The 26,320-nt window shown below is 67.5% G+C and carries 19 protein-coding genes and 1 pseudogene; 4 read left to right on the top strand and 16 right to left on the bottom strand.

Going from position 1 to position 26,320, the window contains the following annotated elements; all coding sequences use genetic code 11:
• Positions 1-331 precede the first annotated feature (331 nt).
• From ACWZEH_RS08725 to ACWZEH_RS08715, 3 genes are all read left to right on the top strand, one after another.
• Positions 332-6,616, top strand: coding sequence for an RHS repeat-associated core domain-containing protein (locus ACWZEH_RS08725; RefSeq protein ID WP_456199506.1), 6,285 nt, complete (start codon positions 332-334; stop codon positions 6,614-6,616).
• 1,104 nt (positions 6,617-7,720) lie between these two features.
• Positions 7,721-8,203 (top strand): hypothetical protein, encoded by a 483-nt coding sequence (locus tag ACWZEH_RS08720; protein WP_456197149.1) that lies wholly within the window; start codon positions 7,721-7,723, stop codon positions 8,201-8,203.
• Positions 8,204-8,412: 209 nt separating this feature from the next.
• Positions 8,413-8,871, top strand: a complete 459-nt coding sequence (locus ACWZEH_RS08715) for a hypothetical protein (protein WP_456197147.1) — start codon at positions 8,413-8,415, stop codon at positions 8,869-8,871.
• Between the two features lie 12 nt (positions 8,872-8,883).
• Here the strand turns inward: ACWZEH_RS08715 and ACWZEH_RS08710 are convergent, their stop codons facing one another.
• The 6 genes from ACWZEH_RS08710 to ACWZEH_RS08685 all read right to left on the bottom strand — a co-directional run bounded on the left by ACWZEH_RS08710 (position 8,884) and on the right by ACWZEH_RS08685 (position 16,572).
• Complete coding sequence (locus tag ACWZEH_RS08710; protein WP_456197145.1) at positions 8,884-9,090, bottom strand: hypothetical protein; 207 nt, start codon at positions 9,088-9,090, stop codon at positions 8,884-8,886.
• Positions 9,091-9,583: 493 nt separating this feature from the next.
• Positions 9,584-9,916 (bottom strand): hypothetical protein, encoded by a 333-nt coding sequence (locus ACWZEH_RS08705; RefSeq protein ID WP_164608372.1) that lies wholly within the window; start codon positions 9,914-9,916, stop codon positions 9,584-9,586.
• Between the two features lie 326 nt (positions 9,917-10,242).
• Positions 10,243-10,848, bottom strand: a complete 606-nt coding sequence (locus ACWZEH_RS08700) for a recombinase family protein (protein WP_456197143.1) — start codon at positions 10,846-10,848, stop codon at positions 10,243-10,245.
• Positions 10,849-11,134: 286 nt separating this feature from the next.
• Positions 11,135-11,827 (bottom strand): DUF6461 domain-containing protein, encoded by a 693-nt coding sequence (locus ACWZEH_RS08695; RefSeq protein ID WP_456197141.1) that lies wholly within the window; start codon positions 11,825-11,827, stop codon positions 11,135-11,137.
• A gap of 133 nt (positions 11,828-11,960) precedes the next feature.
• On the bottom strand, positions 11,961-13,265 hold the full coding sequence (locus tag ACWZEH_RS08690) for a hypothetical protein (RefSeq protein ID WP_456197139.1): 1,305 nt from the start codon (positions 13,263-13,265) through the stop codon (positions 11,961-11,963).
• A gap of 283 nt (positions 13,266-13,548) precedes the next feature.
• A complete protein-coding gene (locus tag ACWZEH_RS08685) occupies positions 13,549-16,572 on the bottom strand; it encodes a Tn3 family transposase (RefSeq protein WP_456197137.1) in 3,024 nt (1,007 codons plus the stop codon).
• 343 nt (positions 16,573-16,915) lie between these two features.
• Between ACWZEH_RS08685 and ACWZEH_RS08680 the strand changes: the two genes are divergently transcribed.
• On the top strand, positions 16,916-17,038 hold the full coding sequence (locus ACWZEH_RS08680; protein WP_456197135.1) for a hypothetical protein: 123 nt from the start codon (positions 16,916-16,918) through the stop codon (positions 17,036-17,038).
• Between the two features lie 208 nt (positions 17,039-17,246).
• On the opposite strand, the gene ACWZEH_RS08675 is transcribed toward ACWZEH_RS08680, so the two are convergent.
• The 10 genes and pseudogenes from ACWZEH_RS08675 to ACWZEH_RS08630 all read right to left on the bottom strand — a co-directional run bounded on the left by ACWZEH_RS08675 (position 17,247) and on the right by ACWZEH_RS08630 (position 26,165).
• Positions 17,247-18,017, bottom strand: a complete 771-nt coding sequence (locus tag ACWZEH_RS08675; protein WP_456197133.1) for a hypothetical protein — start codon at positions 18,015-18,017, stop codon at positions 17,247-17,249.
• A complete protein-coding gene (locus ACWZEH_RS08670; protein WP_456197131.1) occupies positions 18,014-18,544 on the bottom strand; it encodes a hypothetical protein in 531 nt (176 codons plus the stop codon). Before ACWZEH_RS08670 ends, ACWZEH_RS08675 begins: the two co-directional genes overlap by 4 nt.
• Positions 18,541-20,772 carry a glycoside hydrolase domain-containing protein gene (locus ACWZEH_RS08665; protein ID WP_456197129.1) on the bottom strand — a complete coding sequence of 744 codons (2,232 nt, stop codon included), beginning with the start codon at positions 20,770-20,772 and terminating at the stop codon, positions 18,541-18,543. Before ACWZEH_RS08665 ends, ACWZEH_RS08670 begins: the two co-directional genes overlap by 4 nt.
• A 359-nt stretch (positions 20,773-21,131) precedes the next feature.
• On the bottom strand, positions 21,132-21,503 hold the full coding sequence (locus ACWZEH_RS08660; RefSeq protein ID WP_456197127.1) for a hypothetical protein: 372 nt from the start codon (positions 21,501-21,503) through the stop codon (positions 21,132-21,134).
• 214 nt (positions 21,504-21,717) lie between these two features.
• On the bottom strand, positions 21,718-22,734 hold the full coding sequence (locus tag ACWZEH_RS08655) for a hypothetical protein (RefSeq protein ID WP_456197125.1): 1,017 nt from the start codon (positions 22,732-22,734) through the stop codon (positions 21,718-21,720).
• Positions 22,735-22,746: 12 nt separating this feature from the next.
• Positions 22,747-23,025, bottom strand: coding sequence for a hypothetical protein (locus tag ACWZEH_RS08650; protein WP_456197123.1), 279 nt, complete (start codon positions 23,023-23,025; stop codon positions 22,747-22,749).
• Positions 23,026-23,516: 491 nt separating this feature from the next.
• Positions 23,517-23,776: pseudogene (locus tag ACWZEH_RS08645) on the bottom strand (IS5/IS1182 family transposase); the annotation flags it as partial.
• A 5-nt stretch (positions 23,777-23,781) separates the two neighbouring features.
• Positions 23,782-24,051 carry a hypothetical protein gene (locus ACWZEH_RS08640; RefSeq protein ID WP_456197121.1) on the bottom strand — a complete coding sequence of 90 codons (270 nt, stop codon included), beginning with the start codon at positions 24,049-24,051 and terminating at the stop codon, positions 23,782-23,784.
• A gap of 91 nt (positions 24,052-24,142) precedes the next feature.
• A complete protein-coding gene (locus tag ACWZEH_RS08635) occupies positions 24,143-24,832 on the bottom strand; it encodes a potassium channel family protein (RefSeq protein ID WP_456197119.1) in 690 nt (229 codons plus the stop codon).
• Positions 24,825-26,165: a TrkH family potassium uptake protein gene (locus ACWZEH_RS08630; protein ID WP_456199504.1), complete on the bottom strand. Its 1,341-nt coding sequence runs from the start codon at positions 26,163-26,165 to the stop codon at positions 24,825-24,827. Before ACWZEH_RS08630 ends, ACWZEH_RS08635 begins: the two co-directional genes overlap by 8 nt.
• Positions 26,166-26,320 lie beyond the last annotated feature (155 nt).

Below are 26,320 nucleotides of genomic sequence, written 5' to 3'. Positions count from 1 at the left end.
GGCGCCGATACATCTCAGGCCACCTCGGCCGGGGTGCGCCTATCCGTTCGATGGCGTTGGCAAGGGCAAGGAGAACACGCCCCCTTTCTCCTGGGCGCGCGGCGGGAGAAATGGCACCCAGCCCCCGTGTGCACCCGATGGAGCCGGCAGGCAACATGATGCAGTCCGAGCGCTCACCGTTGCGCGATGTGGTGCACATCACTTCACCGTCAACCGCCAAGCACCGTAACTTTTAAGACAACTTGCCACAGTTCTAATTACTTTCCTCCTCGATATGTTCACATCTGCATCGCATAAGTGGTGCTGATGAAACGTAAGAAACCGGGGAATGATGACGGTTCACATACCCGCGCCAGAAGAGCGCGGGCGGCTTTGGTCTGGGAGAGGTCCGCGCTATGTAGCGGGCAGCCTCACCCTGGCCCTTGCCATCGGATTGATCGACGGCACCGCTACAGCAGCCACGAAGCCCCAGGCTCGGACAGCGCAGGAGAAGCCCGTAGTCACACAGGCTGCGGACATCACCTCCGCGCGGGTGGCGGCGCGTCTCTCCGGCAAGCGTGTCGAGGCTCTGTCGGAGCGCACGGAGACCTCCACCACCTGGGCGAACAAGAACGGTTCCCTCACCACCGAACTGTCTGCCGGTCCCGTTCGGTTCGAGGACGAGTCCACCGGCGACTGGCGCGATGTCGACCTGGACCTCGTCGGCGTCTCCGGTGGTGACGTGGAGCCGAAGGCCCACCCCCGTGGTCTGAAGCTCGCGGGCAAGACCGGCACACCGCCCTCCTCGCTGCGTGCTGGTCAGCAGGCCAAGGCCACCGACCTTGTGACGCTCGGCGAGGGCGACGAGCAGATCACGCTGCAGTGGAAGGGCGGCCTGCCGGCCCCCAAGCTGGAGGGCGCCCGCGCCGAGTACGTCAACGCCGTGCCCGGCGCGGACGTCGTGGTCGAGGCGACCCGTACCGGCTTCGAGCAGTACGTCGAGATCAAGCAGCGTCCCGCTACGGATGGGTACACCTACACGCTGCCGCTCAAGGCCAAGGGCCTCAAGGTGCAGCAGCAGGCCGACGGCAGCGTGCTGTTCGCCGACAAGAAGAACAAGAAGCAGGCCGTGATGCCTGCTCCGGTGATGTGGGACGCCACTGTCGACGAGCGCTCCGGTGAACACACCCGCCGGGTGCCGGTGGCGATGAAGGTCGTGACCAAGGGCTCCTCGGTCGACCTCGTCATCACCCCGGACGCGAAGTTCCTCGCGGACCCGGAGACGAAGTACCCCGTCACGGTGGACCCGTCCACCTCGGCCCTGTCGAACGTGTTCGACACCTACGTCCAGCAGGGTGAGACCCGCGACTGGTCCACCGACACCGAACTGGACCTGGGCAACCCGGGCACCACCAACGCGGACGGCACCCCGCGTACCGCGCGTTCCTTCATCTCCTGGAACACCTCTCCGATCCAGGACGCCCTGGTCCTGAACGCGAAGCTGTCGCTGTGGAACTTCCACTCCGGCAACAACGTGGACTGCAAGGCGTATCCGTGGGAGGTCTGGTCCACCGGAGCCGCCTCGACCTCCTCGCGGTGGACCGCGCAGCCGGCGTGGACGGCGAAGAAGGCCACCTCCACCGAGACCAAGGGCAATGCGTCCTGCACAGCGGCTCCCGACGGGTGGATCAACGCAGACGTGTCCACCCTGGTGCAGGAGTGGGCCTCGGCCAAGGCCACCCGCGGGCACATGGGCCTGCGCGCCACCAGCGAGAGCGTGATCGCGCAGTGGAAGCGGGTCAACTCCGCCAACGCGACGGCGAATCCGCCGAAGCTGGTCGTGAACTACAACTACCGGCCGCGTACCGGGACCAAGCAGGAGGCCGGTCCGCCGTACTTCTCCTACGGCGGCGCCTACACCGTCAACACCCTCACCCCGACGCTGCGCGACACGTTCGTCGACGCGGACGGTGACAAGGTCAACGGCACCTTCCAGATCTTCGACAACGCCACCAACGCCCAGGTCGGCGATGTCATCGTGTCGAAGTATGTGCCTTCCGGACAGGTCACCTCCGTAGCCGTTCCGGCGGGCGTGCTGACGAACGGCAAGACGTACAAGTTCCGCACGTCCCCGTACGACGGAGCGCACTACAACGTGGGCTGGTCCGCGTGGAAGACCTTCACCGTCGACACGCAGGCCCCTTCCGCACCCTCGAAGATCGTCTCGACGGACTACCCGTCGGACAAGTGGGTCAAGGGCACCGGACAGGCCGGCACGTTCACCGTCACCCCGCCGAGTGCGGACCACAACTGGCTCGAATGGTCCCTGGACGGCGTTACCTGGACCAAGGTCGCCACGAACGGTGCCACCACGGACAAGCCGATCTCACTCGCGCCCGCACGTGACGGCACCCACACGCTCCAGGTGCGGGCTGTCGACAAGGCGGACAACAAGTCCGAGGCGATCGAGTACACCTTCCACGCCGGACCCGGCGGGTTCATCCAGCCCGGTGAAGGCGAGCGCACCGCCCGCCGACTGCCCCTGGTCGCCGAAGCCGACGCCGGCAAGTACAACGCCGTGTCCTTCTCCTGGCGCCGCTCCGAGGCCGACCCGTGGGTGAAGATCCCGGCAGGCGACGTCACCTCCGGCGGAACCCCGCTGACCGCCTGGCCGGTCCCTGTGACGAGCGGCAAGAACGCGCCTCTCGTGTGGAATGCGACCAGCACAGTCGACCCCGACGGCAGTGTGCAGATCAAAGCCGACTTCACCGGCCCCAGCTCCGCCTCGGGCAGCACCGAGCCGCTGACCGCCGTCGTGGACCGCAACGCCTCGGGAGCTTCGGCAGAGGACGTCGGCCCCGGATCTGTGAATCTGCTGACCGGTGACTACACCCTCTCGTCCACCGACGTCTCCGGATTCGACCTCTCGGTGGCTCGCACAGCCTCATCGCGTACCCCGCACAAGGGTGCGACGCAGGAGGGCCAGGCGCCGATCTTCGGCAAGGAGTGGGTGACCGGCACCGTCGCGGAGATGACGGACTCGGACTTCTCCCACATCCTGAAGGTCTCCGACACCGCCGTGGCCGTCGTCGATTCCGATGGTGAGGAGACCCACTTCGCCGCTAACGCGGCCAAGACCGGGTGGATCCCCGAGCCCGGCTCGGAAGATCTGACCCTCAAGGGCAGTGTGACCGGAGCGTTCACGCTCACGGACACCGAGGGCACGGTGACCGAGTTCACCAAGCCCGACGCGGCGACCACCACCTGGCAGGTCTCCAGCACCCTGCTGGACGGCCTGTCCAACTCCACCACCACCGTCATCTCCGAGACGGTGACCGTCGACGGCAAGAAGCTGGCCCGCCCCAAGCGGATCATCGGCGCCACCTCGGCCACGACCGCCGCCGCCTGCACCGCCGACCCGGCGACCAAGGGCTGCCGCGTGGTGGAATTCGTCTACGCCACCGCCACCACCGCCACGGATTCGGTGTTCGGCGACTACAGCGGACAGGTCAAGGAGATCCGCCTGTGGTCCACCGCCCCCGGCGCGGCCGCAGCAACCTCCAAGTCCGTGCAGGCGTATGTGTACGACAGCACGGGCCGCCTGCGTCAGGCGTGGGACCCGCAGATCAGCCCTTCGCTGAAGTCCGAGTACGCCTACGACAGTGCCGGACGGGTAACGACGTTCACGCCGCCCGGCGAGCTGCCCTGGACGTTCACCTACGGCAAGGCCGGCAACGCCGCCACCGCCGGTGAGGGCATGCTCCTCAAGGCATCCCGCCCCGGGCTGAAGCAGGGCACCGTCGACACCGTCGAGGGCGAGGCGCACTCCAGCGTCGTCTACGACGTGCCGCTGACCGGCACGGCGGCCCCGTACAAGATGGGTGCCTCCGATGTGAAGGCATGGGGCCAGCTGGACGCTCCTACGGACGCGGCAGCGGTCTTCCCGGCCGACGCCGTCCCCGCGTCCCACACCGGCAGCACACTCACCTCCGGTGACTACAAGCGGGCCGACGTGCACTACCTCGGCGTGTCCGGACGCGAGATCAACTCCGCCACACCCGGCGGACACATCTCCACCACCGAGTACGACCAGTTCGGCAACACCGTCCGTGAACTGTCGGCCTCCAACCGGGCCGTCGCCCTCGGGCTCACCGCGGACGACAAGGCCGTCCAGGCCGACCTGGGCATCGCCCAGCTCACCGCCGGCGAACGCGCCGACCTGCTGGCCACCCGCTCCCTCTACAACGCGGCCGGTACACGGGAGCTCGAAGAGTTCGGACCGCTGCGCCGGATCGACCTCACCGCCGACCTGAAGTCCGGCACCACCACCCTCGTCCCGGCAGGCACCTCGGTGACCGCCCGGACCTGGACGCTCAACGAGTACGACGCCGGACGTCCGACCGACGGCACCGCCAAGGTCAAGGACCAGGTCACCAAGGTCACCACCGGGGCGCAGGTGCGTGAGCACCCCGGCGTGCAAGGTGAGCCCCGTGTGTCCCAGACGGTCTACGACTGGGCCAAGGGCCTGCCCACCCAGAGCATTCAGGACCCGGGCGGGCTGGCCATCACCACCAAGACCGAGTACGACGCTCAGGGCCGTACGGTCAAGCAGCTCCTGCCGGGTGGGAGCGGCACGGACGCCGCCACACGGGTCACCACATACTGGTCCGCGACCGGAACCGGCGCGTGTGCCGGGCGCCCGGAGTGGGCCGACCTGGTCTGCTCCACCGGCCCGGCCGGTGCGATCACCGGCGGCGGCACCAACCCGACCGGACTGCCGACCACCACCACCGAATACAGCTGGTGGGGCAGCCCGGCCAAGGTCACCGAGTCCGCAGGCGGCTCCACCCGCACCGCCACGACGACATACGACGGTGCGGGCCGGGAGACCAAGGTCGCCATCACCGGCGGCATCGGCCAAGCGGTCCCGGAATCCACCACCGAGTACGACCCGGCCACCGGCAAGGCCGTCAAAACCACCTCGCCGACCGGCGGCACCATCACCAAGGCGTACGACAAGCTCGGCCGCCAGATCTCCTACACAGACGCCGACAGCGGCACCACCACGACTCAGTACGATCTGCTCGGACGTCCCGCCAAGGCCTCCGACAACGTCCCCTCCACCGTCACGTTCACCTACGACACGGCCATCGAACCGCGCGGCCTGACCACGAAGACCACCGACTCCATCGCCGGTGTCTTCCAGGCCACCTACGATGCCGACGGCTCCGTATCCAGTGAGAAGCTGCCCGGCGGCTACACCCTCAAGCAGACCGAGGACACCACCGGCGCGGCCGTCGACCGGACCTACACCCGCGACAGCGACGGCACGATCGTCTACTCCGACACCGTGACCGAGTCCATCCACGGCCAGGTCGCCTCCCACGCGGGCTGGTCCGACCAGAACTACCGCTACGACAACACCGGCCGGCTCACCACGGTCGAGGACACGTGGAACACCGAGTGCACGCGCCGCGGCTACACCTTCGACGCACGCACCAACCGCAAGTCCCTCACCTCAGCCAAGAGCGCCCCCGGCGCTGACTGCCCCACGACAGGAGGCACGACCACCAGCCACACCTACGACAGCGCTGACCGCATCGTCGACACCGGCTACACCTACGACGCATTCGGCCGCACCACCACGGTCCCGGGCAACGGCACGATCGGCTACTACGCCAACGACCTCGCCTACCAGCAGACCGCGGGCGGCAAGCGCCAGACCTGGCAGCTCGACGCCAACCTGCGCTTCCGCTCCTGGAAGGTCGAGACCGGCAGCGGCACCACCTGGACGCAGGAACAGTCCAAGATCAACCACTACGACAGCGACGGCGACAACCCCCGCTGGATCACCGAGGACACCACCAGCGGAGCTCTGACGCGAAACGTCGACTCCGCCTCCGGAGACCTCGTCGCCACCACCAGCAAGACCGGCAACACCATTCTCCAGCTCACCACCATCCACGGTGATGTCGCCCTCCAGCTCCCGCTGGACACGTCCAAGGCCCCCGTCGCCCTGGACGGCGACGAGTACGGCAACCCCCGTGTCGGCCAGGCGGCCACCCGCTACAACTGGCTGGGCGGCAAGCAGCGTTCCGCCGAGACCCTCACCGGTCTGACCCTCATGGGTGTGCGCCTCTACAACCCCGCCACCGGACGGTTCCTGTCCATGGACCCGGTCTACGGCGGCAACCTGAACGCCTACGAGTACGCGCATGCCGACCCCCTCAACCGCTTCGACCTCGACGGCAGGTGGAGCTGGGGCAAGAAGCAGTGGAATCGCTTCAACAACAAGAGGCACCGCGTCGGACGCAACCCCAACTGGCGTTCGATCTACTGGTCTGGCAAGTTCGCCGTCAGCACGGCAGCGCTGTTCTCACCGTTCGGCCGTGCGAAGACCGCCAGGAACGTGTGGAGGGCCGCGAAGAGTCCCCGTAAGACGGTCAAGCGATGCGGCAAGTCCGCAGGCAGGTTCATTCACTGCGCCGGTGCCGGATGGGGAGCTCAAACGGCAGTCGGCGATTTCAGGAACTGGAACAAGAACCGCCGCTTCCGTAACGCCTGGAACGACTCGTTGACCCACTCGGGTCGGCGCTCGGTCTGCCGGAAGTACACGGGCAGAAACAGCTGTAGGTAGCTAACGTTCTGCTGGCAGGGGGCCTGCGTCGCAGGCGCACGCAGACCCCCTGCCGGCAACTCCGGCACATGTTCAATAGAGCAAGGAAGGCATATGAAGTACAAACTGACGTCCCTTCTCATCTTCGTCCCCTTCATGATTACCAGCGGGATAGACCGCTTTCAGCAGACAGGATGGCGGCCGGTCTGGGGAGTGCTTGAGATCATCCTGGGACTGGCCATCTCAGTGGGCGCTGCCAGAGAAATCCGGGATGGCCGGAGAAGGCGGCGGGCAGACGGACAGCCGCGGCGAGAACAGTAAACACGCCGAGTTACCTTCGGCGGACAGCTGCTTGGCAACTTCTTGTGCGGCCGCGACACTGATCAATAGGCGGCAAGGGGAATTCTCTGCGGCTGCAGCGCCACGACCGGAGGTTCGGCTGCTTGAAGGCATGAAGGCGGCTGAACCTCGCTTGCCCCCGCCACCGGCCGAATGCAGACGCAATCCGCGTTCAAATGGCGATCTGGTTCCCTCGACAACCTCGTCCGCCGGGGCCAGCTTCTCAGTCGACACCCGGCCCGAACCGACGCCGCCGTCAGGGACGAGACCAGCCGCCTACAGTGACCGCGCCTGCGTGTGAATGTACGGGCACGAGGAGGCCTCCGTCTCTGCGGCCGGTGGGGCAGTGATCGTCCGTGCCGGAGACCCGGACGTGCTCGCGACAGTCTCCTCCATGGCCCGTTGAGGCAGAGCTGCAGGTTCCTCGACGTCACCGGCACGGGTGCAGCTCCGACTGAACCTGACGCCACAACCGTGCTGATCAGCGCGGGTGAGCGTCAACACGGCATGTCTGAAGGCACCTTGGAGAATCAGACGGTTCGCATTCACCCGATTACTCTGTGCGCTCATTCCATCGGTTCATTGAGGAATCCGTATGAGCTACACAGACCAGGACGTGCGCGAGGGCCGCCGGCTGATGAACGAGGGCTGCGAGAACCGCCTCGTCATCGGCGACAAGCTGCTGACCGTCGCGGCCCCGGGCGGCGAGGACAGCGCCTTCGACCAGTACTGCGACGAGATCGGCCTGAGCCCCAAGACCGCCCGGCAGTCCGGCACACCGCCCGCATGTGCACCCCGCCCGTGCGGCAGCTCGTGGCCGACAGCGGCGTCCACGTCAGCTACAGCGCGCTTCGCGAAGGGGCCCGCCTGGCCCCCTCCGGCAAGCCGTACGACGAGGGCTACAGCATCCTGCGCACGCTGCTGCACGAAGCGTGCGAGGCCGGGACCGGCCGCATCAGTGCTCCTCAGTACCGCCAGGCCCTGGGCATCGGTCCGGCCCTGCAGGACCTGTTGGACCCCTCCAACAGCACATCCTTGGCGGACTATCTCGCCTCCCTTGCGCCCCAGGAGCGTGATCAGGCTCTTCGGGACCTGGTGGAGAAGAAGGCGGAGGTGCACGACGCTCTGAAGCGGGTCATGGACGATAAGCGTCGCCGGGACCGCGAGACCCGCGGCCCCGAGTGCGGTGGCGGGAAGCCCGACAAGGCCGCGGTCGTGGCCCGGGACCTGCAGCGGGCTCATCGCGTGAACTCCCCGTGGTGGTGGTGACGGCCCGGGGCGGGCCGTGCGGGATGCGTTCGACGCTGGCTGTCCAGGGGGCCGTCCCACAGGAGTCCCGGTGCGGATTGGACACATCGCGGCGAAGCGGGCTGGTGGGCGTTAGGGTTCACGTCACGGCCGGGGTGTGTGTCCACCGGGGTGTCCAGGGGCGGGGTAGACATCCGTGCCCGGGTCGCGCGGGAGGGAAAGGCGTCGTGATGACGGGACCGGCGGCGCAGGAACCGGAGTACGGCGAGTTGATCGCCGAGCTGGCTGCGTTCCGCAACGAGCGTCTGCGGCGTCAGCCGTCGGACCGCGCTCTAGCTGGTGCCGTCGGGGTCAGCCCGACCACGATCGGGGATTGGCTGCGCGCCGACCGGTTCCCCCAGCAGAGCGATCAGCTGCTGAACCTGGTGCGGGCCGTGCGGGCACAGGCCGAGCGTGCCAGGCTGGCCGGTGATCCGGCGGCGGCCGCGGTGCTGGACGGGCAGAAGTGGCGGCGCGCCTACCAGGCCGAGGCCCGCCGGCGTGCGGACGGCACGCGTACCGCGGTCGAGGCCGGGCATGGCCGGGCGGTGCTGGAGCGGATGCGTCCGGGCATGCCGCTGGCGGAGGTGGTCGACCCGTTCCATTTGGAGGTCGGCCTCGGGGAACATCGGTACAGCGGTTATCGGTGAGAACGATCTTGTTCAGGGCGCGAGGGCGCTGACCCTGTTCTCGTACTCGCGGCGGGCCTTGCGCTGGGCCGGGACCGCGGAAAGGTCGTGGCTGCCGTCGAGCGGCTGACAGCGGGCGAGGAGCCCTCGGTGCACGGCGGGGACGGCGCTGACGCGCAACGTCGACGGGCGCGCCCACACGCCCGCCCCGGACTTCAACGTCGTCGCCGTGCACGACATGGACGGCAACGAACCGTTCTACGCGTACACCGGCCGACACGATTCACCGGTGCGGTCACGCCATCTACGCGGACGACGACCCGCAGATGATCGAGCCGACGACCACGTACACCGTCGGCTTCCACGTCAAGGAGCGCTCCGGAGGGCGGGAGTTGGCCATCACAGGCATGCCGCCTCGCGCGGCGGCCCGGGTCCTCAACGACGTCACAGACCGGCTGTGGTCCGTGCCCGGGGCCTGGCTGCAGCCGGACATGATCCTCGTCGACGTCCAGGGCTGCACGGCCAAGCTGCGCCCCGTCGACGACCCGTCGACCCCCGCCCCGACGACGCCCGCACCTTCGCTCCCGGCTACAGCCACGACGTGCTGTGGGTGTTCGACGCCGACGGGGTCGCGCCGTCGTTCGCGTACACCGGCCTTGGGGACCATCGGAACAGCCATTAGCGCTAAGCCGGTGATCTTGGTCCCTGGGCCGTCGCCCGCGCGTCACCGCTCTCAGTCCTCATCCCCCGCTGTCGTCTCGCTGACGAGCCGGAGGGCGGGGCGCGGCGGGGCGAACTCGCCGAGTTCCAGTGCTGCCTCGCGCCAGTTCGCGGCGAGCTGGAGCAGCCGTTCGCTGTCGTGGCGGTAGCCGGGCGGCGGGGTGTTCGGGACGGCCGGCCAGAGGATGGTGGCGGCGAACCGGAGCCCGTGCATGGCGGCGGTCGCGTGAGCGTCGATGCTCCCGCCTTCCAGGCGCCGCAGCATGTCGAGCCGGGCGGCGGCGGCGAGGAGTTCGTCGTACACCTTCGCGTATTCCTGCGCGCGAACGGTGGCGAGGTCATCCACGTCGGGTGCCTGCGGCGTTCGGGTGGGGCTGGGCCTGGAGCCGTTCGCGCAGATCGATCTCTTCGGGGGTGAGCGGGTCCCCGGACCGGCGGATGCGGACGGGCTTGGGCCGCAGCGGCAGGCCATCGTCCGCGGCGGCCTCGGCCTCGGCGAGCGCCCGGTACAGCGAGGCGACCGAGGGGGACTTGCCCGCGTTCTTCCCGACCTTGATGGTGAGCTTCTTCGCGATCTCCGGGACAGGGACGTCCTTGTCCGGGGTCCCCGTAGTAATCGCCGAAAAAACAACGGATATCTCTGACCAGCAGTGATACGGCCTGTCTCGCCGATCAGCCTTCCTGCCCGACGGGTTCGGCAGCGGCGTCTTCGCGGTGTTTGCGTAGTTCCCGGTACAGCGTGGAGCGGCTCACCCCGAGTTCGGCGGCGACCTGCTCGGGAATCGCACCGTCCCTGATCCGCTGGGCGGCTCCGGCGCGGGTGGTCGCGTTGAGCTTCGCCGGCCGCCCGGTGGGCAGCCCGCGTGCCTCCTTGGCCGAGCGGGCCCCGGCGGCGCGCTCCAGCATGTAGATCCGCTCCATCTGAGCGAACATCGCCAGCAGCGCGATGGCCATGTCGGTGCCGGGGCCCGGCTCGCTGGTGTCCACGGCGAGCTTGTCGCCGAGCGTGCGCAGGAAGACGCCGCGCTCGGTGAGATCGTGCACAAGGTTCAGGGTCTCGCGCATGTTGCGGCCCAGCCGGTCCAGGGTGAGCACGTTGATCCGGTCACCGGGCCGGGCGGAGCCGAGCAACGCGGTCAGGCCCTCGCGGTCTATGTTCGCGCCGGTGCGCTTGTCGACGTAGATGTGCTCCTCGGTGACACCAGCGGCGCGCATTGCGTCGATCTGCCGGGCGAGGTCCTGCGCGGTCGTACTGACTCTGCAATACGCGAGATCCACGGGGCCCACTGTCCCATAACTCGACGCCGTGACACAGCTTCTGACACATCGTTGTGACACCAGCTTTTGACACAGTCCGACCTGCGGGGACGTGATCACTGCGCGGCCGCGGATGGCCTGTGTCACATCCATGCTTGTGGCACAGGGTCAGAACTGCCCGGTTTCGCCACCGTCACGTTCCCGGAGGGCATGAGCGGGATTGCTTCGGACGATTCCCGTCATTGGGTTGTTCTCGCCCAGCACCCGCACAGTGTCGGTGAGGGTCTGTGGCTACGGGCCTGCTTCTCTACTCCTCGACTCTGACACCGTGGGTGCGTCGGGTGGTGGGGGCGTTGACGGCTTGCCCTATGGCGGGTGTCCGGGGTGGCTCAGGTCGGGCGGGGACGCGGACGCTCCGCCCGCCGTCTGGAGGCCGGGGTGCTTGAAGGCGAGTTTGAGGGTCAGGGGGGTCAGGGGTCTGGTCGCTGTCCTTGAGCCGCAGGGTGAGCAGCGGGCCGTCGAGGGTGTCCGTGTCGAGTATGGCCCCGGTGTAGTGCGCTGTCGCTTCCAGCACCGGGACCAGGCCGGGGTACTCCTCCCTCGATGCGTCGAGCCGCTCCTGCACCGCATCCCACCAGAGGTGCGGGGGGTGCGGTTTGGTGCTGGGGGCGCCCGGCTCGAACCGCTCGGCACACTGTCCGTCCCGCCAGTACGCGAAGCCGTTCATACCGTCCCCGCCCCGCAGGACGCTGAAGGTCTCCGTGCCACGGGACAGTGCGGACAACGGGCCGGGCATCTGCCCCATGACCCCGTAGTCCTCGAAGCAGAACGACCAGTCGCCCAGCTGCCCTGCCTGCAGTACGGACCCCACCGGCAGGTCGCCGTCGGTCAGTTGGGCGGCCTGCTGCCGGGTGAGAAGCCGGGCGGTGCCAGCGTCGGCCCCGTAGCGGGCGAGCACCTCTAACGGAGTGATGCCGTGGGTGATGGTCACGCACCACATAACGGCACGCGGATCCCCGGCCCATGCCCATGGCCCGGTCGTGGAGTCATTCACTGGTGCCCCTTCGGGTTCTGTCAGACGGGGCCCCGAGCATCATCTTCGGGGCCCCGGCGTGGTGCTTCTGTGTCCTTTGTCAGTCGACGACGGAGACGTTGTACTTCTCCGTGTCGAGGATGCGCGCGTTCTTCACGAGCGAACCGTACTTGCCGCCGGCAGACGTGTTGGCCTCCAGGGCGACATGGGCACGCACACACGGTTCGTCGTAGGTGATCGGCTTGTCAGCGCGAGCCGCATAGGTCCACCACTGCCCGTCTTCGTACCGCGGGATGATGTCGGCGCACTGAGCACCGTCGGTCCCTCCCTCGAAGGAGCCGGCGAAGGGGAACTCGTCGCACGAGTCCGTCGGGATTTCGTCGTACATCTTCACGAACGGGTCGCTGCTTCCCTCCTCGCAGGTGCGCTTCCGGTTGGCTTCGTTGAGGCCGTCCGCCCGAGTCAGCGGGGCCCAGTTGCGCAGGCGGCCCTGAGCGAAGCTGTAGGCCGCCGAAGCTGCAGCGTGCTTCGGGTCGGACAGCGAGTAATCGAGCCTGGCGCGCACATCGGAGAAGACGCAGCCGGGTGCGGTGAGCTCGGCGTCGCAGCGAAGATTAGCCGTGGACGGACTGTCCCAGTTGACGTTCGGCTTGGTGGGGATGGTTCCCGTCGCGGTGATATACATGTGGTAATTGGTGCGAATGTTGTCCCGCGTACCGGAAGCTACGTTGCTGGTGTAGGTGACCGATCCGGATGCCTCTGCGCCTTGGCCGAGAGTCTTCGTCCCAGCCCATGGGCGGTTGCTGGTCGGAGAGCAACTCGAGGTGCAGCCCACGTCGAAGGCGATGTTGACGTTCTTAACCTGGCCGGTCACCTTGGTCACCTTGACGGTGATCAGTTCGTTCCAGGTGAGACTGTTGTACTTGAGGTCCATGCTGCTCTTGACATCTATCAGAGCGGTGCCCAGGACTGCGCCCGTATCGCTGGACAGCGTGAAGGTCACCTCCGTGCCGTTCAGGCATATGCCGCCAGTCCGGGTCCAGGTCCACTTGCCCGGCTTGGTGATGTCGCAGGCCTCGACGGCGTCGGCATCCTCAGCAGTCCGCGCTGCGACGGTGCCGGATATCTCCATCGGCCTTGTCTCGACGCACGTCTTGACCGCGCCGCCCAGGGCTGCACGTTCGGAGGCAGGGACGGGAGAACACGACTCCTCGATGCTGATCTTCGCCTGGCCCTGCTCAGGCTCCGTCGGCAGGTCAACGGTCTTGGCGACACCGAGCGCCTGCTGTCTGTTCTTTGACTGCTGAGCCTCGTCGGCAGCCGTGGCACTACCTGCCACGGCAAAAGAGGCCACTGCTGCCAGCGAGGCTGCTACTGAGAGCAGCCGCCGGGTGTGACGACGCATCAACTTTTCTCCCTCGCACACACTCAGGACACCCACACGGATATGCGGGATTCGCGAGGGACGCTACGGACGGTTGTGGCACATGTGTGCGAAGTGACTGAAGATCGACACCCGGGAATCGATTTCTGACTCAGGAGACACCCTTGCAACTGCTGCAACTGCTGTGCAGACAGCTACCGCAGCGATGGACGCCCAGACCGCCTCGCCGAACGCCCTGGAGGAGACGCCCTAAGCTGACGTGATCCCCGTGATGTGGATCCGGACGAAGGAAAGCCCGTGGCGTTCAGGGCCGCTCGCGGCGGCGGGCCCGCAGCGGCCGGTAGCCGGCCGGGTCCAGCTTGGCGAGTTCGGTGTCGACCTCGACGTTGATCGTGCCGTGGTAGTTGACGTTCTCGCTGTGCGCGGGGGAGATGTGCGCGAGGAGTTCGTCGTCCACCGCCCGGCCCTCGGCCCGCATAGCCGCGACGGCCAGGCCGTAGTGCTCGCTCGTCCAGGTCACCACGGAGTTGGTCAGCACGGTCAGGCACCAGGCCTGTTCGGTCTGCCCGGCCAGGAACCGCTCGCGGATCTTGCCCTGGTGGGCGTAGTGCAGGTCCCGGCGCAGGGAGTGCAGGGACTCGCCCTTGTTGAGCTGCCGGGCGATCTTGCGGCGGTAGGTCTCGTCCGCCAGATGGCGGGCGGCGTAGACGGTGCGCCGAAGCGCCCCGTACTCCTTAAGGGCGGCAGCCAGGGTGTTCTGCCGCGAGGACGCGGAGAGCTTGCCGACGATCAGAGAGGCGGTGGCATGCCCGAACTTGATCGACGCTGCCAGGCGCAGCAGATCGTCCCAGTTCTCCTCGATCAACCCCATGTTGATCTTCTGGGTCAGCAGCGGTCCCGCGACCGGCCAGAGCGCGGCGACATCGCGCTGCGGGTCCATCCGGTACAGGGTGATCTTCCCCAGGTCCCGGATCCGCGGCGAGAGCTGCATCCCCACCAGGTCGAACAGCGCGAAGTTGACCAGCGTCACCCCGTGCGTGTCGGTGGCATGCTCGGTGATCGGCAGATCGGTCTTGTTCCCCATGATCTCGTCCAGCACGTACTGGGCCTCGCGCCGCGTGACCACGATGACCTTCGTACCGAACGTCGAGTGCTGGTCCGAGACATGAGTGTAGGTGGACAGGCCCTGCCCGGCGAAGTACTTCTTCATCCTCCGCGCGGTGGTCGACTTGCCCTGCACCGGGAACCGCTGCCCGTCCGAGGAGGACAGCGTGCCGCCGCCGAACACCTGAGTCATCGGCAGCCGGTGGTGATAATTCACGATCGCGGCGTTCGCCGCGGCCAGGGTCTCCTCCCGGATGTACCACTCCTGGGTCCAGGCCAGAATGTCGTAGGAGATCCCGCACGCCTCCGCCATCCGCACCAGCCCCAGATTCGTGGCATTGGCTACGAGCACGGCCAGCAGGTTGCGCTTGAGCTCGGGGGAACGCGACTGCTTCCCGCCGGCATGGGTGATGCAGTCCAGGAACCCGGTACGGCGATCCAGCTCCACCAGCAGCGAGGCGATCGGGGCCAGCGGCAACAGCTCGGACAACTCGTCGCGCAACGAGGCGGCCTCGGCGGGCACGTCCTCGGCCGACAGCGGAGGGATGATCAGCTCCCCCTTGTCCGACAGCCGTACTTCCCCAGTGCTCGCCTTGCGGTTGCCCAGGACCTTCTCCAGGTCCCCCATCGCCGCCTGAAGCTCTTCCTTGCACCCGTCCAGCGCGGCCCCGGCCGACGCGGGCTTTCCGACCAGCTGGCAGAACTGGTCGCGCTGCACCGTCCACTGCTCGGGCGTGAACAGATACGAGGCCGGATCGGCGTACCGGCGCGACGAAGGCACGTACACATCGCCCGAGCGCAGCCCGTCGCGCAGACCGAGCAGCACCGTCAGCTCCCAGAAGTGCCGGTACGCCGTGACATCCCTGGACTTCGCGGCCTGCTCCAGGTAACCCGCCCAGCGCACCGGCACGAAGTCCGCCGGCGAGTGGCCGGGGACCTTCCGCGCTCCGGTCGCGTTCAGCTCCTTGAGGATCTTCACGGCCTCCATCAGCGACTCCGCAACCGTGCCTCCCTGGAAGGAGATGGCCCGCAGCACGTCCGGGGTGAACTGCCGCAGGTAGGTGTAGGAGTCGTCCAGCATCGCCAGGTGGCCGTGATCGCGCGGCAGCCGGGGTGAGGACCCTGCCGCCGCGGCCCGCAGCCGCTCCATGCCGATGGTGTTCCGCAGCCGTCCCCCGACCTGCTCGTCCTCGATTCCCGGGTCCAGGAGCACCGGCAGGATCTCGTCCAGCAGCGCCTGACGTCCCTCACCGGCCGCGGCCCGCGCTGCCAGCGCGTCGCGCATCTTGGTCCGGGCCCGGCTCCCCCGGGCGGAGACGGCCTGGTCGAACAGGCCGATGACCTCGTCCAGCACATCGGCAGCCGACTGCGCCAGGACTGTCAACAGGATCGGGTGGCGGCGCTGGGGTTCGCGCCGGTCCAGCGACTGCGGGGTCAGCCGGCGCCCCACCTGTGCCAGAAACCGGCGCCGCTCGGCGGGCAGCCCGGTCAGATCCAGAGCGTGAGCGTCCAGACCGCGCAGGAACCCCAGCTTCTCCAGTTCCCCCTTGACCGCGTTCGCCGAGTCCCCGGTCGCACCGGTGGACAGCCAGTTCAGCCGTGTCGCCCCGATCAACGGATCCACGCTCAGCAGGCCGTCGAGCTCACCCATCAGCTTGGGGGTGAGCAGGTGCCTGACCCGCTGGTAGGTTTCCCGGCCCGCCTCCGCCCGCGCGGTGGCCACCCGCTCCAGCAAACTGACCACCCCGGGCCGTACCACCCGCGAGGCCGCCAGATGCTCGCACGCCAGGCGGAACAGCAGCGAGGGCGAGTCGTGTTCCATCGCTCGTGCGAGCAGGAACTCGTCCAGCTCCTTCAGCTGTATCGCCTTGGCACTCTTCCAGTTCAGGTACCCGGTCACCTCCCGCAGGTGATCGGTCCGGGTCTGTTTGCGCTCGCCGTAGAGCCGCAGTTCGCCGACGGGTATCCGCAGGCGTTCCGAGAGCCGGGCGACCGCCGCCGGCGGGGCCGAGGCGACGTCATCCGGTACGAACCCGAGCCAGGGCAGCGTGCACAGCTGGACGGCCAGCCCGATCCGGTCCTTGGGGCTACGGCCGCGTCCCGGGTCGATGAATCCCACGTCCGCCGGGGTCAGCGTGAAGAACCGGATCAGCTCTTCCTTGTTGATCTCCGGGAAGCCCCGCAGCCGTTCCAGCTCGTCATCCGCGAACACACGGGTCGCCACCCGGAACCTCCACCGCAACCGCCCACGCCTCATGGGCACCGTGCGCCACACCGTAGAAGCCAGGGCGGGGCACGGTCAGGAAGTTCACCGAAGTGCCCCGTCTACATCGAGGCTCCCTCGGCTCAGAAGATCAGCGCCGAGGTACGTTCCCGCAGGCCAGAGATATCCGTTGTTTTTCGGCGAATACTACGGGGACCCCCACCGGCACGATCCTGCTCATCGGCACCTGCGCCTGGGCCGCCTTCGTCGACGGCATACGAACCAGCGGGCGCTGACGCGGGTCACCGCAGTGGCCCCGGGGCCGCGTCGTTCTCGCGGGGTGCCCGGTTCGACCAGGCGGACAGTGGCGAACCGACGACACGTCGAAGCTCTGGCCGGGGACGACGACTTGGGGGAGCTGTCCGTCTTCAGCCGGAGCTTCGACGCGTCCGCCGCGGGCACCATCCCGCTCGTCACACCACCGTGACCAGGAATGAGCCTCGATCACGACGGATTCGGATCAGCTGACGGCAGAGGCCACCCGGTCTTCATGTCGCGTCACGACACCATGACCAACAGGTGGCCTCGCCCATGCCCATGTCCCGGCGCCTCCACCCCGCCCGTCGCCCCGTCAGATCACGAAGGGCGACCGGATTACCAGGCCGGAATCCCTGGACTTCAGGCCAGGGAGCACGTCAAGATCCCCGCTGGCTGCGCTGCAGAGCCTTCGCGGCCGCGCGCCGGTCGTCGGCCAGGACGTCGACCGGTGTCCCGGCGCCCTCGCTCGGGGTGTCCTGCCAGGCGCGGAGCTTCTCCACCAGCGCGGTCAGCCGCGGGTCACCGGGCTTGACGTCGATGTAGAAGAGGGACTCGTCGGTACTGTGGTCGTCGCCGCCCCAGCGCACCACGCCGTCGAGCTCGGCGAGGATGTCGTGGATCACCACGAGCTGCGGCGGGAAGAACCCGCCCTTGGCCCCCGCGGGATAGAACTCCGGACGGATCCGCACGGCCGTGCCGGAGGCCTGGTTGCCCTCGGGCAGCCCCTTGTGGACCTTGCCCGGACTGCGCCAGCCGGTCACCTCGCCCTTGCGGAGCTGGTCGACCTCGTAGTGGAAGCGGCGGATCACATGGACCAGCACGAGCTCCACTTCTCCGATGCGGACGGCGACACCGCTGAGCGGGGTGCCGGGGACGGGGCGGGTCCAGATGCTCCCGCCGCCGTCCGTGGTCTTCTCCATCTCCCAGCCGTTGGGGCTCGGCCGACCGCTGCGCACCCGGCTGCGGTTGCGCTGGTAACGGCTCAGGGCCTTGCGGATGTCCTCACCGGTGGGTGTGGTGGCCGAGGAGTCGGCGTACGCCGGTGTGGAGAGCACTACCGACCCGGCCACGGAGGCCAGGAGTGCCACGCCGGCCACCGCGCCCGACCGGGCGAGCAGGCTGCGACGGGACAGATCGGACTTGGTCATGGGTTCCCTTTCGGAATGGTCTGCTCTGTGCGGCGTCCGGTTCCCTCGCGGGTCGCACCGGCCGCCGCCCCGGTGATCAGGGCCAGCGAGGCCAGCGCTCCCACGGCAGGGTTGATCCAGGGCGGGATGGTGGAGTAGCTGCCGCCTTCGTCGACGCGGCAGACGAAGCGAAGCGGGACGAAGCTCGTGTCGTAGCCGTCGACCCGGGCGGCCTTCGCCTCCCCGCCCGCCTTCACACATGCCTTGCGCAGGTACACGCCCTCGTCGGAGGGCATGTGGAGCATGCCCCACAGATACACGCAGACGGCCGCGCAGATACTCAGGACGATGCAGGCCCTGAACCAGAGTCTGCCGGTGCCCGGCAGCTGCTTGCGGAGTGCCACGGACGAGCACAGGTAGCCGACCAGGCTGACGATGACCACGAGTCCGATCAGCAGGACGAAGACGAACGCGATCGTGCCGATGCCGCCACCCGCACCCACGCTCTCGCCGGAGGCCCGTGCGACCGGACGCACGGCGGGGGTCACCGCATCATCCTGTTGTACTTCTCGAAGATGTAGTAGAGCGGCATGCGCTGGTGGGCGTGGGTGAAGGCGGGCTCGTCCGGCCCCTGGTACCGGCGCAGAACCTCGTAGATCTCCGAGTCCGTGTAGTCGAGCGTGGGGATCCGGTCCATGGGCTCCTCCTCGTCACCGTCCGGCTTGCCGTCGGCCGCCCAGATGTGGGCGTGGCCGACACTGGTGAGGGCGAAGTCGTTGTCGGTGCGGAGCATGTCCCACACGCTGAAGACGTCTGCGTCCTTTGCCGCGTCCTTCGGCGTGCCGGTGACCAGCCCTCGGCGGATGGAGTTGTTCCAGGCGTGGATGCCGGTGGCGCCGAACATCTGGGCCACGCCGGTGCTGCTGTCCCGCAGTTCTTCGACCTTGGGCAGGTCCTTCGCCCAGTCCGGTACGACGCCGGTGTGGTAGAACCACACCGCGACGTCCTTGCCGAGGTCCTCGTTGCCGTAGTGCCGGAATTCCCAGAACGCCGTGGTCTGGATGAGCGCCTTGCGCATGCTGTACGCCCGTGCCGTGTTGGTCACCGCGATGTCGCCCGCGATGATGGTCTCCAGGCACTCGGTGGTGGTGTAGAAGCGTCCGTCCGACTCGGGGAAGCCGATGGACTCCATGTAGTTGCGGATGTCGGTGAGCAGCCCGGGCCAGTACGCCGTGTTGAACAGGACGTCCTGGCTCTTCGAGGCGGGCGGGTCGAAAGAGCCCTGGCCCGTGTCGCGACCGGAGGCTATGTTGACGTCGATGTTGATGGCACCGGACCCGGAACCGACGGTCCGGGTGACGATCTGGTCGTAGGCCCAGTCGGCAGGCAGCGGGTAGCCGAAGTTGCCCGAGAATCCCGACGACATGTCGGAGACGAACGAGGCCGTCGCGTGTCCGGCCTCCCCGACCCGGGTGCACACGTTGCGCGGCCCGTAGACACCGACCTCGAAGGCGTTCCCGTTGCCCGCCATCGCGTCCTCTATGCCCTTGAAGTACGGGAGCACATTGCCGGTGACCTCGTAGTCAAGGGCGTCGAAGTCGACCGCGAAAAAGATCCGGGTCCCCCGCTTGAACCCGTGGTCGAGGGCCGCGTTCACGGCCGCCTGCCCCGCGGCACGTCCCAGGGGATAGGTGAACCCGTCGGCGTCCCGGCCATAGGTCTGGTAGATCGGGAAGCAACGCAGTCCGTTGTCGGCGATGGTCTGCAACTCACCCGGCTGGATCGCCTTCTCGGGCAGGCTGGTGGTGCTGGGGTTGGTCAGGTAGCGCCCGACGTACTTGATGCCCGCCGCCTTCAACGTTTGGGCCCGGTCCGGGGTGATCCTGGTGACGCCGTCGCAGGCCTCGCCGTCGCGGTCCTGGTCCCCGTAGGAGACCAGGAGAGAGGCCCAGGTGGAGAAGTCTCCGCTGCCCGTCACGGGCAGCTTGACGAACGCCTGGAAGTCGCTGACGGCGGCTGCCAGCGCCGAGGTGAAGGTACTGGTGAAGGAGACCGGGCGCTGGTTGAGGACCATCCCGGCGGAGAACAGCTGCACCCACACGCCGGTGGAGCCGGGGGACACCTTGTGCTCCCGCAGTCCCGCCCGCGTCCCCGGCCCGAACACGCCGTTCGCCACGCCGTCGGCCATGCCCAGGGTGTACTGGACGGCGAACAGCATGGACTTGGCGACATCGCGCGAGTGGTGGCCGTCGCAGGGGATGAGGTAGTAGTCCCGCCGGCCCACGAACCGGCCGTTGAGCCACTGCTGCACGCTCCGGATGGCACCCGAGCCGCCGTTGACGGTGACGTAGGCGTCCATGTTGAGCAGGCCCTTGAACACCTTCGGTGTCAGATCGCCGCCCGGGTGGGTCTGGTCGACGCCCATGTCGGCCTTGAGCTGGCTCAGGGAGGCCTCGACGCGGGAGCTGAAGGTCCCGTCGATGCCGTCGCCGTCGTAGCCCTTGCAGTACAGGCCCGCCTGGATGATCCGGCAGAAGTCCCCCGAGGGGACCGTCGACGCGTTGATCGCCGGGTACTTCGCCTGGAGCGTGGACAGGGTGGTCGGGCCGAAACTGTTGGAGAGGGAGCCGATTCCCAGCTCGTATTGGAGTGCCCGGGTGAGGGCGTACATGGTGTTCCAGCCTGTCTGTCCGTTTTCCTCCACCCTCATGCCGATGACACTGCCGTAGGTTTCATTCACGAACCGCTGCGCTCGGAGCACCATTTCGTCGGCCATGCCGCACATCCTTACTGAGAGTGAAAGTGAGTGGAGCCGAGAAGGCGCTGTCACATTATTGAAGTCAGGCAGTTACGACAGATCGTCAGGTCAGGTATCGCCTCATGTCGTCCTAGTGGTCGGGCCGTTGTCAGACCGGCGTGGCCGTGTCGGCGGCCTGCTTCGAGGTGGTAAAGCGCTGGTTCGTCTCGGCGTGGTAGCCGGGTGCGGTGAGGCAGCATGCCCGGCTCCGACACGCCGGACACACACTTCACCACGACAGCAGACGTGAATGACGGTTCGTCGAAGCTCCTTCGGCTCAGGGCGACTTGCCCGGTCATTCGCGCCGACGGAGCTTCGGTCCTTTGGTCACGCCCCGCTCATCTGCGGAAAAGCCCGCCGTTCCCACGGTGTGTCAGTCCTGCACGCCATTCGGGGCGAAAAACTCGGAAGCGCTCCTGAACGGTTGCGTAAAAATATTCCCTTTTCCGTTTTCGGCCGACGGCGGGAGTGAACTCTTCGACGTGAATCTTCGGAATCTGCGGAACCGGCCCCATGCCTTTTGAGCCGGTCGCCGCATCATCCCGTCCGGTTTCGCCCGGAGGGACATCCTGGAGCCAGAACCGGTCGTGCGCGGTCCAGCCCTCACCGTCAGCGACGGCGATACGGACCGAGTGGGTCGCATCCCGCTCGTAGGCGTCGGCCACCTCGGTCTCGGTACGCACGCCGCTGCTTTCCGGCGTGGCACGCACGACCAGGTCTCCGTACTGCAGGGCACGCGTACGGCCTTCGGAGCGCACCGAAGCCACAGGCGGTGGACGCGCTTGCGGACTGCTCTGCCCCGCGCTCGGGGTCGCCGGCCGCGACGCGGGGATCCCTGTCAGCGGCGCCGTCCGTACACCAGGCGGTCAGCACACACGCCGTTACCGGGCACAGTGCCCGGACCGGGTGTTACCGCACCACCTTTCACCGGGCAGAAGCCGCCACCTGCTTGCTCGCAGCAGCGACTTCCTTGCCGTGCTGCTCATCGATGCTGGTCAACGGGCTCTTGTTGTCGGTTATCTGCTTGTCCTGGATCGCCGACTCCACACCGAACCAGATCTTCACCAGATCCGTCTGCTTCTTGCAGTCGATGTCGTCGACCGCCAGCGCGATGGATTCCTGCGACGGCACCCCGTCGATGGTGACACCCCGGTCCATCGCCTTGTACGGATCGGCGAGTCCCGTGTGTCCCTTGCCGTCCATGCACGAAGACCACGCGGCGATGGCCTTGGTGACCTTGTCGTCCTCCATCGACTGCATCAGGCTGTCGCCGGCGAGCTGCGCCACGACGATCGGGTCGGCTTCCCCCACGCCGAGTTGATCCTTGGACCAGCCGATGCAGCCGCCCGTCTTCAACTTCTTTCCGTTGTGTTCCGCCCGGGCGGGCTTCGTGCCCTGGCCGGGGTTGGCGAACGGCTCTCCCGCCTTGACTCCCTCAGGGGCCTTGGGAAGTTCGGGCTTGGTGTGGCCGGTCAGGACCTCGACCTCGACACCGGACAGATCACGCAGGGTCTGCCTGGTGTGCTCCTGCAGCGCCGGGGGGAGCTCGTAGCCGTACTTCTCGGCCTCGGCCCGGTCGGTGATGCCGTAACGGCGTTCGATGTTGGCGTCGTTGTCGCTGGGAGGCGGGTTGGCACCCGCTCGCGGCAGCGTCAGGTCGATGCCGTAGTCCTTCATGCAGGACTGCTGCAGATCGTTGGCGGCCTGCTCGATGGTGACCTGGTCCTCGTAGGAGGCCATGTACGCCTCCAGTGGAAGGGTCAGGTTCTTGGTCAGGCCACTGGTGGGGATCTTCTTGGGCCAGTTTTCCTTGTTCACGATCGGTTTGCCGTCGGCCGCGTTCTGCGTGGTGTCCGGAGTCGTGCCGGAGGAGCAGGCACTGACCAGGAGAGCTGAAGCGGTGAGGGCCACTGCGGTGGCGGTCCGCTTGATGTGCTTCACGGGGGTTCCTTCTTATGCGAAGTGGGAGGACGCGTTGTTGTTCTTCAGGGCGGAGATGAGGTTGGTGATGTTGCAGTCTCCGTAGGGCCCGTTCTTCGCGAAGTACTGAGATGTGCCGCCGTAGCCGGAGTTGTAGTACACGCGGTAGTTGTCGTCCCGGGCGCAGTTCTCCACGGACGCCGCGTTGTTCTTCATGTACTGGCCGTTTCCGTTGCCGCCGTTACCGAAGACGTACCGGTAGGTCGTCAGCGACGATCCCTGGTACTGGCTCGTACCCCAATGGTCGGACACGTTGCTGTAGTACAGCGTGAAGGCCGACCTGTAATAGCCATCCTGGATGGCAATGTCCTTCGAGTTGTAGAACAGTCGCAAATCACCATACGAGCAGTTGATCCAAGGAACGTCACAGTTGTCCGTGACGGTGTACTCCGCCGCATGTGCCGGACCGGCGGTCGCCATCACAGCCGCTACGGCCGCGAAGGACGTGGCGCAGGCGGCCATCTTCTTCTTGAAGCGGATACTCCGCATCGCATCTCCATCGATAGATCATTTGTGCGAAATGGATCTTCACACGCAGGAGGATGCCGTGCCCAGGGTGTGTCAATTCAACGGCTGAACTTGATTGTTGAGTGGCTTGTTAATGGCCGGAGCGGGCCCAATGAGCCCTTTTCTGTAGTTTTTCGTGATGTCCTGTGATCTTCTGTCAGGTGGTGCGGCTGTGTTCCAGCTGGAGCGGGAAGAGAGTGGCTCGGACGATGCGGGTGATGGCAGACGGGTCGAGGCCGGCCCGGCGCAGGGCTTGAAGGTGACCTTGAGCAGGGCGTCGGCGCGGCGACGGCCTGCACGTTCCCGCCGTGGTGCCGGTGCTTCCCGGACCACCACGGGTCGGCCTTGTCGGAGTCGGTGGCGGCCACCCTGTCGGTGCGGATCACCGTGCCGTCCAAGTTGAGGTGGGTGTAGCCGGCCGCCATCGCGCGCTCCAGCGCGGCCGACAGGCCGGTACGTGGCCGGCGAGCACGGCCGGTCCCTCGTACGGGTGGCGGCAGGTCATGGGCGGCGGGATGCGACCTGCCGGATTCTCGCCAGGCGGTCGTCCACGCGACAGTCGGTGCGTGACGCTACGCTCACCAGGGGTGACGGTTTTCGTCGCGCCGGATCGAAAACGATCGACGAGGCGCTGCAGAACTTCGGTGAGGCGGGATCCCGGCTCTCCGGCAGGAACAGCCGCCGGTCGACGGCCGCCGACGCGCCGTCGGAGGCCAGGTGCAGCGGCACCCCGGCCTGCCGGTTGCCGTCCTTGCCCAGCCGGGCGGGCATCGGTTCCACCGACTCGCGCCGCCCGTCGCGACGCGAGCGGTCGAGGTACGGGCACCAGGGATCCGCGTGCCGCTGTCTGCCGGAGCCGGTCCTACTGGAGTTCGCTGAAGTGTTCGGTGGCTCGGGTGCGTCCGGCGACGATGATGGTGTCGTCCGCTTCCACGACGGTCTCGGGGGTGGCGTAGGTGAAGCCCTCGCCGGGACGTTTGATGGCGACGACGGTGATGCCGTGGCGGGTGCGGACGGCGCTGTTGGACAGGGTGAGGCCGATGATGTCGGCGGGCGGGTTGGTCTTGACCATGGCGAAGTCGTCCTCGAACTCGATGTAGTCGAGCATGCGGCCCCGTACGAGGTGGGCGACGCGCTGGCCCATGTCGTGTTCGGGATAGACGACGTGGTGGACGCCGAGCTGGGTGAGGATGCGGCCGTGGGCCTCGCTGATGGCCTTGGCCCAGACGTTCTCGATGCCGAAGGAGATCAGCAGCGAGGCGGTGAGGATGCTGGCTTCGAGATCGCTGCCGATGGCGACGACGGCGCGGTCGAACTCGTGCACCCCCAGCTGGCGCAGGGCGTCCTCCTTGGTGGAGTCGGCGCGCACGACGTGGGTGAGGGAGCCGGAGAGGGCCTGGACGGCTTCGGCGCTCTCGTCGATGCCGAGGACCTCGGTGTCCTCGTCGACGAGTTCCAGGGCCAGGGCGCGGCCGAAGCGGCCCAGGCCGATGACGACGACGGAGCCCTGGGGCCCGGTACGCCGCTTCCTGGGGGTGGTCTTCCTAGCCAATGACGGGTCGCTCCTCGGGAAGGTCGTACAGGCGGACACGGCTGCGCAGGGCGAGTGCGGAGGCGACGGTGATGGGGCCGAGCCGGCCGATGAACATCAACGCGATCAGCAGCAGTTGCAGGCCGGGGTGCAGGTCGGCGGTGATGCCGGTGGACAGGCCGACGGTGGCGAAGGCGGAGGTGACTTCGAACAGTGACTGGTCCAGGCTGTAATCGCTGAAGACCATGAAGATCACGGTGGAGGTGGCGACGGCGGCCACGGACAGCAGCACCACGGTCAGGGCCTGGCGCTGGAGGTCACCGTGCAGGCGGCGGTGGAAGATGTTGACCGCGCCCTCGCCACGGATCTCGGCGTATATGACGAAGAACAGCACGGCGAAGGTGGTGACCTTGATCCCGCCGGCGGTGCCGGCGCTGGCGCCGCCGATGAACATCAGCACGTCCGTGCCCAGCCAGCTCGCCGGGTTCATCTGGGAGGTGTCGATGCTGTTGAACCCGGCGGTGCGCGCCATGACGCTCTGGAAGAACCCGGCCAGCAGTTTCCCGGGGGCGTCCAGGGGGCCCAGGGTGGCGGGGTTGGACCATTCGATCGCGGTGACGAAGGCGCTGCCCCCGGCCAGGAAGACACCGGAGGCCCACAGCACGATCTTGGTGTGCAGGGACCAGCCGCGCGGCTTGCGGAACCGGCGGCGCAGCTCGAACAGCACGGGGAAACCCAGTCCGCCGGCGATGACCGCCAGCGCGATGGGCAGACAGATCCACGGATCGGTGACGAAGCCCATCAGGCTGTCCGAGTACAGGGCGAATCCGGCGTTGTTGAACGCCGAGACGGAGTGGAAAACGCCCAGCCACACCGCCCGCGGCCAGGACTCGTCGTAGGCGGCGGCGAACCGCAGGGCCAGCACCAGGGCGGTGATGGCCTCCAGCAGCAGGCTGACCTTGACCACACCGGTCACCACCGAGCGGACGTCGCCCAGCCCCAGGGTCTTGGTCTCCGCGGCGGCCGTCAGACGCGCTTTCAGGCCGATGCGGTGCGAGACCAGCAGGACCAGCAGGGAGGCGAAGGTCATGATGCCGAAGCCGCCCACCTGGATGAGCGCCAGGATCACCGCCTGCCCGAACCCGCTCCAGTAGGCGGGAGTGTCCACCACGATCAGACCGGTCACACACACGGCGGAAGTGGAGGTGAACAACGCCTCCACCGCACCGGCCCCGCCGGGCCCGGCCTTGGCCGCGGGCAGCATCAGCAGGCCGGTCCCGGCCGCGATCGCCGTGGCGAAGCCCGCCACGACCACCTGCGCCGGATGCCGAAGACGCGGCCACCGAAGCGTCACCACACCAAGCCCTCCGCCCTGCGGACAGGCACCACGATTGTTCGCACCGGAAGACGATAGACAACGCTCGCACCGTTCTCGGCATCAGGCCCCGCCGCGAGCCCTCCGCCGTGTCCGGGCCTGTGCCGTGCGGCTGACGCGCTCCGGTTCGCTTC

The organism is Streptomyces yamdrokensis, assembly GCF_053890455.1.
This window is presented reverse-complemented; position numbering and strand designations above follow the sequence as displayed.